We start from the raw sequence: 14,060 nt of genomic DNA, 5'->3' as shown, positions 1-14,060 counted from the left end.
CATCCCCGCCTTTCGGGCTTTAGCGCTGCGCCTGAGGGACCGTAAACCAGAACGCGCTCCCTTTCGGCACGCCGTCCTCCACGCCGATTTCTCCTCCCAGCTTCTCCACGAGGGCTTTCGCGATGGCCAGCCCCAAGCCTCCCCCGCTTCCGTCCCTGCGCCTGCTCGGATCCACCCGGTAAAACCGTTCGAAAATCCGCTCCCGCTCCTGCCGCGGAACCCCTTCCCCTTCGTCGGCGACGACGATTTTCAGCCGTCCCGGACCTTCCGCAGCGGCTTCGATCCGGACGACTCCGCCTTCCGGGGAATGCCGGATCGCGTTGTCGAGCAAATTGCCGAGGATTCTGCGCATCGCCAGTTCCGTGCCGAGCACCGCGGGAGCGGGGTCCGGCAGGGCGACCCGCGCGTCGATCCGTCTGGCTTCCAGCCGGGGAGAGAAGGCGTTCAATGTCTCGACCAGGACGTCCTCCAGCACGAGGGGAACCGGGCGAAGCTCCTCCGCCTCCGCGTCGATTCGGGACAGTTCGAACAAATCCTGGACGAGCGCCCCGAGCCTCGCGGATTCCGTCCGGATCGTGTTCACGTATCGGCGGAAGGTCTCTTCGTCCCGGATCAGCCCGTCCTGCAGCGCCTCCGCATGGGATTGGAGCAGCGCCAGCGGCGTCCTTAAGTCGTGCGCGGCATTCGCGACCAGCTCCCGCCGGGATTCCTCCGACCGGCGCAGGCGCGTGAAGCTTTCGTCCAGCTGCCGGCTCATCGCGTTGAATCCTTCTGCCAGCTGGCGGAATTCGGCGGTCCCCACGATCGGCACCTCGGTGCCGAACGAGCCCGACGCGATTTCGCGGGAAGCTTCCCCGATCCGTTCGACGGACCGCTCGAGCGGGCGGACCAGCGCGTAGTGGACCGCGAAGGACAGCAGCCCGGCCGCCAGCGTCGCGCCCCCCAGCCACAAAAAAGTGGAGCGGTCCAGCAGCATCCGGCTGTAGCTGAGAAACAGAAGACCCAACACGATCCCCAGGCTGACCGCGTTGGCGAGCAGCAGGTACGGCCTCAGCTTGATGCCATATCCCTTCATGACAGCGGCCTTCCTTCGAATTTATAGCCGATTCCCCAAACCGTCTTGATCCAGGCAGGCTCGGAGGGATCCGCCTCGATCTTCTCCCGCAGCCTGCGAATGTGCACGGTGACGGTGGTCGTGTCCCCTTCGAAATCGATATCCCAGACGCGGCTGAGCAGTTGGCTTCGGGAAAACACCTGGCCGGGATGGCGCACGAACCAATGAAGGAGGTCGAACTCCTTGACCGTCAACTCCGTTTCCCGTCCCCAGACGACCGTTTTCCGCTGCGACGGATAGAGAGACAAGCCTTCGAAATGCTTCTCCGTTTCTTCCGCCGGCTGCCGCTGCCCCGCGTTCCGTTCCCCCGACGATCTTCTTAAAATGTTGCGGATTCTCAGCACCAGCTCGCGGGGACTGAACGGCTTGGTCAAGTAATCGTCCGCGCCCAGCGTAAGGCCGAGCAAGCGGTCGCTTTCCTCGCCGCGGGCGGTCAGCATGACGATCGGCACGTCTTCGGCATCGCGGATGGCCGAGCAGACGTCCCAGCCGGATTTGCCGGGCATCATCAAATCCAGCACGACCAGGTCGGGCCGCTGAGCCTCCCACATGGAGAGCGCTTCCAGTCCGTCGCCGGCCGTGATCACCCGATAGCCCTCACGCTCGAGATAGCGTCGGCACACGTCCGTGATGTCCCGTTCGTCATCCGCCACCAGCACCGTTTCCCCCGCCATGCCGCGCCAACCTCCGCCGTCCGCTTTTTCCCAAATTATAGCACACGGTCGCGCCCGCGGCCTTTATTTTCCGTTCATCATCCCGCCGTCTTTCATCCCACTGTCCTTCATGCCATCGTCCTTCATGCCATCGTCCTTCATGCCATCGTCCTTCATGCCATCGTCCTTCATCCCGCTGTCTTTCATCCCGTCGTCCTTCATCCCGTCGTCCTTCATCCCGTCGTTCATCATCCCACTGTCCTTCATGCCATCGTCTTTCATCCCGTCGTCCTTCATCCCGCTCTCTTTCATCCCGTCGTCTTTCATACTGTCGTTCCCTTGCATCATTCCGCTGTCCGGGGCCTTCTCCGTTTGCATGCTCCCGTTGCCGCCGTCCATCTTGCCTCCCGATCCGTCCTTGCCGCAGGCCGTCAGTCCGACCGCCAGTACCGCGACGCTGAGCAGCAGCATCCATTTTCCTCTGATCATGATCTCATCCTCCTGTTTCGATTCCCTCCCAATGTACCGCCCGTTCCTAACCCCCTTCTAACCCGATTCGTAAACTTCTCTTGCGTTTTTCTTACAAAAGAATTACGGGCGAGACGTCTTCAGGCACGAACTTCCAGGATCCCAGAGCCGCGAATTCTTGAAAAACGGCGGTTCCGAGCGGAACATCCGGCGGTTTTTTGCGTCTAATCCAGTACCGAACCGCAAGGAGGTATGCCATGATGCGCAACACCACACGAATGCTGCTTCTCGCCGCGCTTCTGGCGCTCCCGTTGACCGGCTGCGGCCAATCGGCCGGCGTCGGCTCCCCGTCGGGATCGCAAGCGGATGCTCCTACTAACGTCTCGGCCACGGTGCCCGCCGACAACACCGGATCGGAAGCGCCGTCGCCTTCACCCGCCGCCGCTCCCCCAAGCGAAGCCCCCGACCCCGACCAGGCGTTGAAAAAAGCGGCCCGGGACGCCGTGGACATTCTTCGCGACCGCGATTTGGAACGGCTGGCCGAAATCGCCGACCCCGAACGAGGACTCCGTTTTTCGCCTTACGCCCATATCGAAGAAAAGGCGGCCCAACGGTTCGAAGCCGGCAAACTCCCCGATTTCAAAGCGAAGACAACCTACGATTGGGGAACGTATGACGGCAGCGGAGAACCGATTCGGCTTACGTTCCGCGATTATTTCGAGAAATTCGTCTACGACCAGGATTTCTCCAGCGCGCCGGACATCAGCGTGAATGAATTGAAGGGAACGGGTAACGTGCCGTTTAACGGCCAGGAGGTCTATCCCGGCGCCTCCTACGTGGAATTCCATTTTCCGGGCTTCGATTCCAAGAACGAGGGGATGGACTGGGAAAGCCTGATCCTGATCCTCCGGCCGGTCGGCGGGGATTGGAAGCTGTGCGCCGTCGTACACGCCGGTTGGACGGTATAATCGAACCGCTCGAATCGCAAGCGGCAGAGAGAACGGAATCCTCCGTTATCCCTGCCGTTTGTTTTTTTCCGGCCGATCCGGAATCGGGATAATCTCTCCGTCCCGAGCAATATAATAACCGCAGATTCGGTAACGCGACGGAGTCCAAGGCGGACAAAGGAGAGCCCGACGCATGAGAATGGAACAGTTTGCGGTCATCGGATTGGGGAGGTTCGGTTCGAGCCTGGCGAAGGAATTGATCCGCCTGGGCTGCGAGGTGCTGGGGGTCGACAAGGACGAAGAAGCGGTCGATGAGATCGGGCCCGAGTTGACGCATACGGTCGTTGCCGATACCACGGAGGAAGAAGCGCTCCGCTCCATCGGCATCCGCAACGTCGACTGCGCGGTCGTGGCCATCGGGAACGACATCCAGGCCAGCATTCTGACCTCCATCCTGCTCAAGGAACTGGGGATCCCCAAAGTCGTGGCCAAGGCGCTTTCCGTTCCGCACGGCAAGGTGCTGCACAAACTCGGGGTGGATCGCGTCATCTACCCCGAACGGGACATGGGCATTCGGGTGGCCAACCAGCTCGTCTCCCCGAACCTGCTGGATTACATCGAACTGTCCAAGTCCTACACGATCGCGGAGTTGTCGGCGACCCGCAAGCTCGCCTCCCATTCGCTCAAGGAGCTGGATACCCGGGCCCGGTTCGGCTGTTCCATCGTGGCGATCAACAAGAAGAACGACCAGGTCGTCATCGCCCCGTCCGCGGAAGATGTCGTGGAGGAGGGAGACGTCATGGTCGTCATCGGCACCAACGAGCAGATTGAGCATTTCGAAAGCTCCGTCAACGGCACGTAAGAGCGGATTAAGCCTGCGTGGCAGGCTTAACGGGGGCACCAGCCTACGTCCGCGTGGGTTTAAGCCTGCGTGGCAGGCTTAACCGGGGCACTAGCCTACGTCTGCGTGGGTTTAAGCCTGCGTGGCAGGCTTATCGGGATCGGCAGCCTACGTCCGCGTGGGTTTAAGCCTGCGTGGCAGGCTTATCGGGGGCACCAGCCTACGTCCGCGTGGGTTTAAGCCTGCTAGGCAGGCTTAACGGGGGCACTAGCCTCCGTCCGCGTGGGTTTAAGCCTGCGTGGCAGGCTTATCGGGATCGTCAGCCTACGTCCGCGTGGGATTAAGCCTGCGTGGCAGGCTTAACGGGGGCACCTGCCTACGGCCGCGTGGGTGTAAGCCTGCTAGGCAGGCTTAACGGGGGCACTAGCCTACGTCCGCGTAGGTTTTAGCCTGTGTGGCAGGCTTAACGGGATCGCCAACCTCTTTCTGCAGCATAAATAAAAGAACCCGAGAGGAATTTTACACCCCTCGGGTTCCACGGGACTGGTCTTCAGACGACGGAAGCGGCCCTGCGCCGGCGAATCATCATTTCGCTCGCTTGACGAATGGCCCAGTCGTCCGTCGGCTTCAAGCTTTGCTCCTCCATCCGGTCGATCCATTGCAAGAAGCCGTCGTAGGCATACGGCGTCAACATGTTTTGTTCCAATGCGGCCAAGGCAACCGCACGCAAAGTCGGTATCTGTACGAGGCGAACCACGGATCCACGCTCCTTCGGATCCGATTCTACCATATTTTGGGGCTACGCACCACTGGCGCTGGCTTCCCCGTTCAGATTTTCCCCGGCTAGGCGTTGAACGGTGCTCACCTGCTCTTGGAGAATCCCTTCGAACAAAACCCCGTATAGATCGCAAAGCAACTCCACTTCGTGGCTCATCGGCTGGATGCCGTCTACCGTCAGCACGACCCAGGTACTGACCGGCACGCAAATCAGGGAACGGTACGGCGATTTCGAATCATGGTTCGGCTCCCAGTCGTCGTCCTCCGTCACGTCGTCGACGTGAATCAGCTGTCTCTTGCGCAGGCATCTGCCCGCGATGGAACGGTGAATATGCAGCCTTCGGTTGCCGGGATGGGTTTTCGGAAACCCCGAGCTGGCGAATACCAGCAGCAGTTCTTCCTCTTGCTGCACCCATAGGGCGCAGCGGTGGCGTCCGCCCGCGCTGACTTTGATGTCGGAGGACAGCGTGTCCAGGCAGCGCTGGGCCAGCGATTCGATTTCGTTCATCCGGGTCATCAGGTTCATTTGGCTGCGAAGGACGTTAAGCTGGTGCAGCAACGGACTTAAGTTGCCGCAGGCCGTGGCAAGCTGGGACGCCACGTTGTCGTGCTGTTCCGCCCGCCGGATCGCTTCGTGCAGCCGGTCGTGCAGCTGCTCGATGCGCCGGTCGCGGCTCATGATGCTGTGCATGGCCCGGGTGATCCTTGAGGCTCCGAACAACGTCATGCCGAAGAAAATAATGAGTACGGCAAGGAACAGTACCGCGGACAAGCTGTAAAACCAAGCCGGCAGCTTATCCAGGATCCCCCGCAATAAGCCGTCCATGAACTCCCCCCTTTTCGATTGGCAACCGCCTTCAGTTTACCTCAACGATTAGACGCCTTCAATATTTTGGAAGTTGCGGCAGGGACAAGAAAAGAGCCTGCAGGCTTATAGGCGCCTGCAGGCTCTTCGTCGAATGCTGCCGAAGTTCGCCGAGGATTACCACAGCGGTTCGGGAATGATCGTTTCCGCCTTCTCGGAAGCGTCCGGATTGCGGGAATATTCATGCGTCAGCGTGCTTTCCTCTACCTGGCCGAATGCCCAGTGGGTCTTCGGCACGTCGGGGAACGTGGCTTCCACGCCGGTGAGCGGTCCGCGATTCAACAGCCGGTTGATCATCGTGACGGCTTCCGAACGGATCATGTTCGCGTTCGGCTTGAACGTTCCGTCCTCATAACCGGAGATGACATGGTACCGGTACGTTTGCTCGATCGCGCGGGCAGCCCAATGACCCCGGATGTCGCTGAAATGCCATTCCAGCGGCTCTGCGCTTTCCGAGAGCTTCAAATACCGGGCGATGACGGCGCTCAGCTCCGCGCGGGTGATCGCTTGGTTCGGTTTGAAGCGGTTCCCTTCGTACCCGCTGAACAGGCCCGCTTTCGTCACCGCCTCGATATAGCCGGCGGCCCACATGTTTTTCGGGACGTCCGCATAAGCGACGCTGCCGGTTACCGTTCCCCGAAGATCCATGATCCGGGCGAAGATCCCCGCGACTTCGGCCCGGGTGACCGGACGGTTCGGCTTGAACTGGCCGTCCGGATAGCCGACGATGTATCTCTGGTGCTTGCCGAAGCCGAATCGGCCGCTGAACAGCAGCAGATCCAAGCTCGAACGGTCGTCGTCCAACTTCGTCAGCTTGTCCGAAGCCGTGATCTCCGCCTCCGCGCGGACCTTCGTTTCGCGCTGCGTCAGGGCATTGTTCTTCACCTTGACTTGGTACACCCGTTTCCCCTTCGCCCCAGGCGCGAGATCGCCGAGCTCCCATTTCACCGTACTGCCTAGGATCTCGCCGCCTGCGGCTTCCGCCCAGTCGGTATATTCGGGTTTGCCGGCTTTCAACACGGCGCCTTTCACCGGCGCATCGGAGCGGTTGGCGTATTGCACCGTGAACGTGATCACGTCCCCTTCGCCGTAGCTCGCCCGATCCGAGAACAGGCTGACGGCCAAGTCCAACTCGCCGGCGGCCGCGGGACCGGGAATGACCGCGCCTCCTCCGCCGCCGCTGCTGGACGGCGTCCGATGCAGCTGGAGATCATGCCGCACGATCGTCGATCCGACGGAGATCGTCGGGCTGGTGTAGGTTTGATACCCCGGTTTCGATACGACCAAGTAATAGTCCGTCGAGCCGTAGACCATATATGCGTAGTTGCCGAAGGCATCGGTATCCTGCGGGTTATGGTTGTCTTTCGGCGGGAAGCCGTTCAAGATGGGCAGCGATACCAATTCCCCGGGCGTTCTGCCCGCTATCTTATTCGGTTCCGTGTCCGCGTAGTACAGCTCGACATGCGCGCCTTCGATCGCCTCGCCGGTATCGGCATCCGTCACGTTCCCGTAAGGGTCGATCAAGTCGGAGGAAATGTTCAGTTCGCCGTCCTTCCGGACTTGAAGCAGCGGATAATTCCCCGCCTTGTCCGCGTTCACGATGATCTCTTCCGTAGGCGAAAGCTTCAGGACCGCCACCAGGCGATAATCGCCGGCCGGCAGCTCCGGAATGCGGAAGACGCCGGTATCTCCGATCGGGAATTCCAATCGGGTGCCGCTGGGCTTGTACTCGTTGCCCTCGTCGTCCAGCAGGTAACCGTACATTTGCCGGTACAAGCTCGCGGGGAACTGCGCCTCCAATTCGTCGGACGTTTTCATCAGCACGACGCCGCCGGCCGATTGGTTCGCGGGATATACCTCGTGTCCCAGCGCCGAGAGCGTTCCCACCGCAGCCGTCTGCGGGAAGCTGAGCGGTTTCCGGACACCCCCGAGGGTGACCGTTTTTTCGATGATGACGTCGTAAGTCGTGTTGCCTTGCGGGACGGCCACGGTATAGGAACCGTCGGTTTTGGTGACGGCGTGCGCTTCGAAATCGATCTTGAGGTCGCCGTCGAAATCTTGCGGATCGTGACGAACGCGCCCGGTACCGGGGTCGAAACGCCGTTCACCATCTCCGTCACGAAGCCGGTTACGGCTCCCGGATCGAAATGGATGACGATCTGATCGGAGGCGAACAGATCATGAACAGGGTCGTTTACGTCGATCCTCACCGGAAATTGCTGGGCTTCCGCCCCGGTCACGACGTCCGAGCGGAACTGGACGCGGGCTTTGCCGTCCGCGCCCGTTACGGCGCCCGTGCCGCCGACGAACGTCCCTTTGCCGCTCGGCGAGGAAAAGACGACCGGAACGCCCGCGAGCGGATGGCCCTCCAGATCCAGGACTTCCGCGGTCAGCGTCGTCTCGGACAAGCCGTCTCCGAGCAGGGAGTTCGGGTCCGCCGACAACGTCAGCCGGTACGGGGACAGGTAAACGTCTTGGGTCACGGTTCCGCTGGCGTCAGGGATCGCGTATACTTCCGCTTCCGCGTCGGCATACCCTTCATCCGCGACGAGGATTTCGTACAACCGCACGTCGATATCGGAGAAGCCGTACTTGCCGTCCGCGTCCGTCGTCGTCTCGCGGTCTTCCCCAGAGTTGGCCGGATCGCGCAGCTTGACGACGGCGCCCGCGATGACGTCTCGCGTCGCCGCGTCGAAAACGGTCCCCCGAAGCACGGCGGTGCGTTGCACGATGAACGGATTGTTCGCGCCCGTTCCGGACGTTGCCGTATCGTCCGTTTCTTTCAAGACGCCGTCCTGGTAGGCTTCGAAACGGATCGCATAGCGGCCGGTCTCCGAATCTTTCGGCAAAACGGCCGAGCCGACCCATACCTTGTAACCGTCCTCCAGATAGGTCTTCTCGTTCTCCAGCACAAGTTCCGACTGGCCGCTGGTCGCGCCTCCGCCCGCCTCGCTGAAGAAGTGGGCTTTAACGGACGTGATATGGACGGACGTGACCGCCTTCAGCGCCGCCGTGTCTCCGGGCCGGTATGCCGGCTGGCGCCAATTTTCATAGGGCTGGCTGCCGCTCCATCCGTCCAGATGGTCCCCGATAACCGTAATGCGGTCCTCCGCGGCGCTGTCCGTGCCGTTCAGCTTGCCATGGGCCGCGATCTCGATCACCGCCGGCGCGCCGCCGTACGGGGTGTTTTCGGGAACTTGAACTTGCAGCCGCAAGCCGGCCGTCTCCCCGCCGTTCAGCGCCACGGCGACTTGGCCGGCGTCATCGGCATCCCGGTAACCGTCCGCGATGCTCGTCCATACCCAGGCGGATCCCGACTTCGCTCCGCGCGCGATCTCGACTCCATCCTTCAGCAGCGTGACGGGAAAAGGACTGTCGAGCGTCAGCACGTAAATGTCCCGGCCGGCCCCCGTGTTGCGCAACGTATGGTCGAACGCCGTGCTCTGGCCCGCCCTGATCGATCGGGTATCCGAGCCGAGCAGCTGGTGGGCGCCGGATACTTCCACGCCGATCTGATCCGTCGTCAGCGGTCCGTACGTTTTGCCGCCGTCCACCGGCAAAGATTGGTATGCGTTCAGCGTCGCTTGGACTTGGATCGCCGTATGGACCGCCGTCTCGTTCGAAGCGCCGACATGGAACGTCAGTTCCAGCGTTCCCCCGGCCGGAATCGAAAGGGGCTGCCAGTCGAAGCCGTACACGCTGGCCGTAACGGTCGGATCCCCTGGCGCGCCCACGGCGCTCAGCGCGAAGCCGTCCGGAACCGTCAGCGTCAAATGCGGCAAATAGGCGGGACCGGCCCCGTTATTCTTCACCGCCAGCCGGAACGGCACGGTATCCCCGATCGCATCCAGCACCGTCGGTCCTTCCGCCGTCAGCTGGATCGACAAATCCGGCTCGACGACGTCCAGCTGCAAGACGCTCGTTACTGCCGTCAGCGCGCTGCCGCCCGTCGATGCCGTCTCATAGGCCAGCCGCGGCTCGAACTGGGCCGTGTAAGGACCGCTGTGGCTGCCGGTCGTCGAAATCCGGGCGTTCACGAGCACTTCCGCGTCCGCGTTCAAACGGCCAAGCGGATATCCGCCGGCTTCCGCGGAATAAGCCACCGGCGTGCCGTCAACCGTGACGCCATCGATCGTCTGGTTCGTCAACGTTTCCACCGTCAGCACCGAGTCGTACGCGACCCTGCCCTCCGGCAAGTCGATGCTCACGCGGTAGGACACCGGATCGCCGGGACGCACTTGGTTCTGATCGGGCAAATAAGGATTCGATTGAACCGTCGCGGTCAACGCGGCCGGCTTGATGGACAGCGTCTGGCTGGCCGTCTTGTTCGGCGCGTAAGTCTTCGCCAATTGATCCGTCTGGTCGCCTGGCGTCGAGTCGAACTGCGTTAATGTCGCCGTCAGCGTGATCCCGCTTGCTCCCGCTCCGGCACCCGGAGCCGGTTCGACGTCGAATTTCAGCGTTTTCGTGCTGCCGCCCGTCACGTTCAGTCCGGTCCAGACGACCGCTCCGTCCTCGAAAGTACCGCCTTCAGTGATCGTGCCTTCGACTACGTTCAATTCCGCGGGGATCGGCACGTTTACCTCTGCTTTGTAAGCGTCAGGTCCCGTTACCGCGCCCAACTTGAAGCCGACCGTTATGGACGGATGGTCGTCATCGAATTGGGCGGCGGCCAACGCATCCGGGGCGAGGGTCATATCGGGCTGAACGACCTGGATGGAGGTCTCCTTCTCCGCCGAGTCTTTCTTCGATGCGCTGTCCCCGCTCACCGAGAGCCAGTGGGCTTGGGCCGTAGTCTTGTACGATCCGTTCGCCGGACTGCTGCCGTCCGCTTTGGCTCTCAGCTTGACGGTCTTCTCGATCGGTTGCTGTGCGTCGGAAGCGTCGACATCTCCGAGATCAAGGGTAATCGTGCCGGGGCTCGTCACCCACGCCGTACCGTTCCACCAGTCGAATGCGCCGGAACCGCCGATCTTGTCCGTTACGTTGAGCGCATAGGCTTTCGTTCCTTTCGGCACGGTGACCGTCAGCTTGTAGTTGACGACGTCGCCCGGTCGGATCTTGGCAAGGCTCGTCCCGTTGGTCGTCGACTCGATTTGGTTGTCGATTTTCACGAGGGGCACCAAAATTTTTGCCGTCGTCGTCGCCCTGAATTTCTCTTCGCTCGCCGTCGCGTCTCCGTTCAGATCGGTCTGGTCCGGGTCGCTCGTATACGCCGCTTCTGTCGCGTAGTAAGCGCCTGTCTTCCCGACGACCTGATATTCCGAGCCCGAGCCGTTTAATCCGACGAGCTTGATCGTGAACGAATAAGATTTGCTTTCGTCTTTCGCCAAATTCGGCACGATTGGCATCTTCACCGTATAGCCCGAAGTCGCATCGCCGCTCTTGTCGGCAATCGTCGTACCGGCCTTGGCCTCGATCTCGAATCCCGGGGGGATCGTCAAGTTCGGCGTGAAATCGAAGGCGGTGTTCGGGCCCGAGTTCGTGACCGTGAAAGTGAGATCCTGCGAGTCTTCCAGCCCCAGATCGATCGAAGCACGGTCGAATGAAGCGGTCAAATTCGGTTTGCTGACCGTCACGGTCACCGAGCCGGAATTCGCCGTATGGGAGCCTCCTCCCCCGTTCTGGTCGTTCCAAACGAAGGAAGCCTTGCTGCTCGGACTTTCCGTCCATTTTCCGGCATCCAGCTTGTCCACGCGCGTCTTTACGAAGATCGTATAGTCGGGATTCGAACTGTCGAGCTTCACCCCTGCCACGCTGACGCTGTTATCGCCGGCATTGCTCGTATATCCGCTGCTAGGGATGGGCGTGCCGCTGTCCAGGTTCTTATCGAAGTCGGAGAAGACGGCCGTCAACGATTGGTTTTTCGGCAGGAAGTCGGTCAGCACGCCGTCCCAAGCTTCGAAGTGCGCTGCTTTCCCTGCGGGCAGCGCTGCGGTTACTTGGTACACGACCCAATCGCCGACCCGAAGATCGTCTTTTCCGCCGGTCGCGGAATCGAAAAACGATTTGGTCACCTTCAAGGTCTGCGCCTGCATGGTGACGTGATCGGTCTCCTCGCCGTCGGGATAACCGCGCCCCGAAGCGTCCGCCCGTCCCTGATAGGTCCATGACGCCCCTTGCCGGATTTCCCGCTCCGCGCCGATCGGATCGATCACGTCGGCCAAATAGGTCAATTCGACGGATTTATCGGTTGAACCGATGCCAAGCGTCGAGACGGGGGGAAATTCAATGCTCCCGCCAACCAAGGCAATCGGCGTACCATCCTCTTCGCGCGGATTGGCCAACCCGCTTGCAAGCGGTTCGGTCACTGCCACGTTATACGCCGGCGAAGATCCGGTGTTCGTGAGCTTCAGCGTCACCTTGACGATCTGGCCGCCGTCCACCTTCACGGGCGTGTCGGGCGGGCCGTTTTCCGGCGTGTTGTCCACGCTGCGGTCCAGTTCCACGTACGGCTCCACGTAGTTCAGCTTCACGCTGCTCCGCTGGCTCTGGACATGGCCGGCGGAATCCGTGTAGGTCAGAACCACGAGGTTTTCCGCGCCCTTCTCCGCCTTCACGTGGTCCGTGTCGTTGAGGACTTTGACCTTGATCTGAACGGACTGGGTGCCTGCGCTTTCGCCCACGTCGCCCAAATCCCATAAGAGTCGATTTTGGGCTGCGTCGTATTCCGGCACCTCTCCGTTCAACGTATAGTCCGAAGGATCCCCCACGAGCTCCGTGCCCAGGGGCAAATAATCGAACACCATGACGTCGTGTTGCTGAGCGCCTACTTTCGAGGCGTCGTACTCGACGTCGAAGGTTACAATATCGCCTACGGTCGTATCCACATGGGGCACGGAATCGAGCGTATCGCCGTTGAGGCCGACGATCGATTCCCCGATGCCGGGTTCCGTGATCCAGACGACGGTGCCGTCCGTGTCCGTCACTTTGCCGGACGACGAATACCCGGTCACCATCGTCGAATTGACCAATTCGTCGCCCGCGAACACCGGACCGGTCCCGTACTTCCCGCCCGACCAAAACTCGTCGACCTTGACCGTATAAGATCGGGTCACTACAGTATGCGGACCAAGATCGCCAAGCTCCCACGTCAGCTCGGTCATGCCGACCGTTTTCGCCGGATTGCTCGGCGTCCCTTCCGTCCCTTCCTCTCCCGTATAACCGACGAAAGTCTGGCCGTCTCCGATGGTATCGGTCAGAGTAACCCCCGTCACCGCTTCATACTCGTTCGTTTTCACGGTCAAGACGTACTCCAGCTCGCTGCCGTACTCGATTCCGCCTGCCGGTACCTGGGTCGTCTTGGTCACGATGATGTCTTTCGACACCGCTTTGTACTCTACCGAGCCGGTGCCGAAGTCCGCACCGTCGACCTCCGCCCCGTATGTAACCTTCTGGTAGAAATCCGAGCCGTAACCGTCCTTGACAACCGGACCGGCGTTCGCCACGCCGCCCGCCGTCTGCTTCTCCAGATAGGCGGCTTTGAAGGAAATCTCCTTCTTCTCCCCGACAGCCAGCGTTATCGAATTCCAAATATCCTGCCTTTTATCGCCCGCGATACGATGAGGCGTCGATGGAGCAAGAGAATAATCGTACGTCTCCAAGGCGCCGTCCGTCTCGTTGGTCAAATTCGTGATCTTCGTGGGTGACCGATCGTTGTTATCGATCACGAGTTTGTAGCTAAGCGCGCCCCATTCGTCGCCGCTGTCCGGCGCTGCCGAACTGGGACCCGCGCCTTTGACGTTTTTGCCGTCATGTTCGATCGTCACCGTAAACGGAACGATTTGCAGCGTTTCTTCCGCCGGAACGCTCACGAAATTCGGCGGATCCATGACATGCCGGGCATCGCTGCTGGCAACCAATCGGACGGTCACCTTCGGCGTCGCGCCGAAGTCGACGTCCTCACCGGAGGCACGGTAAGTTTTCTTAGATAAGAGCTTCACAGGAAACGTGAACGTCTCGTCCGGAGCGAGATCCTTCATGTCCCGCCAGTACAACGTCTTCGTGCCGTTCGAAGCCGTTTCGGTCTCCGAGGCGGCCGTCCCCGTGGACGGATCCAAATCCAGACCGTCCTCCAGAATCATCTGCACGCCGACATTGAAAGCCATCGAGCCGGTGGTATTGCTCAACTCGATCTCTAAATCGGCCGTTTTCCCGAGCACCGCCTTCCCGGGCGAACCGATCGTTACGCCAAGGTTCCCTCCGAAAGCGTAACCCGCGGCGTGTGCCGACTGCCAAACTCCCGGCGAGAACCATTGGAATATCAACCCGATGGTTAACAGCGCCGCGAGAAACCTCCTACCCATCACGTAAAAACCACCTTCCTGCATTTTTCCACTTCACTAATGTTTGATTAGACCATAAGGCACTGACCAAAAAATGACCAAAAGCCGAT

General features: G+C 60.8%; 9 protein-coding genes. 2 read left to right on the top strand and 7 right to left on the bottom strand.

Annotation, left to right across the window (positions count from 1 at the left end; genetic code table 11):
- Positions 1-19 precede the first annotated feature (19 nt).
- The 3 genes from PTZ19_RS07350 to PTZ19_RS07340 all read right to left on the bottom strand — a co-directional run bounded on the left by PTZ19_RS07350 (position 20) and on the right by PTZ19_RS07340 (position 2,256).
- Positions 20-1,075 carry a HAMP domain-containing sensor histidine kinase gene (locus tag PTZ19_RS07350; RefSeq protein ID WP_276353446.1) on the bottom strand — a complete coding sequence of 352 codons (1,056 nt, stop codon included), beginning with the start codon at positions 1,073-1,075 and terminating at the stop codon, positions 20-22.
- Positions 1,072-1,788: a response regulator transcription factor gene (locus PTZ19_RS07345; protein ID WP_276353444.1), complete on the bottom strand. Its 717-nt coding sequence runs from the start codon at positions 1,786-1,788 to the stop codon at positions 1,072-1,074. The genes PTZ19_RS07350 and PTZ19_RS07345 overlap by 4 nt, the downstream gene beginning before the upstream one ends.
- A 63-nt stretch (positions 1,789-1,851) precedes the next feature.
- A complete protein-coding gene (locus PTZ19_RS07340) occupies positions 1,852-2,256 on the bottom strand; it encodes a hypothetical protein (RefSeq protein ID WP_276353443.1) in 405 nt (134 codons plus the stop codon).
- 239 nt (positions 2,257-2,495) lie between these two features.
- Between PTZ19_RS07340 and PTZ19_RS07335 the strand changes: the two genes are divergently transcribed.
- Together PTZ19_RS07335 and PTZ19_RS07330 are read left to right on the top strand one after the other, a co-directional pair.
- Entirely contained in the window at positions 2,496-3,203 is a 708-nt protein-coding gene (locus tag PTZ19_RS07335; protein ID WP_276353442.1) for a hypothetical protein, read from the top strand.
- A gap of 172 nt (positions 3,204-3,375) precedes the next feature.
- Positions 3,376-4,044, top strand: a complete 669-nt coding sequence (locus PTZ19_RS07330) for a potassium channel family protein (protein WP_276353441.1) — start codon at positions 3,376-3,378, stop codon at positions 4,042-4,044.
- Between the two features lie 529 nt (positions 4,045-4,573).
- Here the strand turns inward: PTZ19_RS07330 and PTZ19_RS07325 are convergent.
- The 4 genes from PTZ19_RS07325 to PTZ19_RS07310 form a co-directional block, all read right to left on the bottom strand.
- Positions 4,574-4,780 (bottom strand): hypothetical protein, encoded by a 207-nt coding sequence (locus PTZ19_RS07325; protein WP_276353440.1) that lies wholly within the window; start codon positions 4,778-4,780, stop codon positions 4,574-4,576.
- 42 nt (positions 4,781-4,822) lie between these two features.
- On the bottom strand, positions 4,823-5,626 hold the full coding sequence (locus PTZ19_RS07320; RefSeq protein ID WP_276353439.1) for a GAF domain-containing protein: 804 nt from the start codon (positions 5,624-5,626) through the stop codon (positions 4,823-4,825).
- A 156-nt stretch (positions 5,627-5,782) separates the two neighbouring features.
- The gene (locus PTZ19_RS07315) at positions 5,783-6,979 is read right to left on the bottom strand and encodes an S-layer homology domain-containing protein (RefSeq protein ID WP_276353694.1); all 1,197 of its coding nucleotides are present in this window, start codon (positions 6,977-6,979) and stop codon (positions 5,783-5,785) included.
- Between the two features lie 503 nt (positions 6,980-7,482).
- Positions 7,483-13,971 (bottom strand): Ig-like domain-containing protein, encoded by a 6,489-nt coding sequence (locus PTZ19_RS07310; protein WP_276353692.1) that lies wholly within the window; start codon positions 13,969-13,971, stop codon positions 7,483-7,485.
- Positions 13,972-14,060 lie beyond the last annotated feature (89 nt).

The sequence above is a fragment of the Cohnella caldifontis genome (assembly GCF_029360585.1).
In the GTDB taxonomy this organism is placed as follows: Bacteria; Bacillota; Bacilli; order Paenibacillales; family Paenibacillaceae; genus Cohnella; species Cohnella caldifontis.
This window is presented reverse-complemented; position numbering and strand designations above follow the sequence as displayed.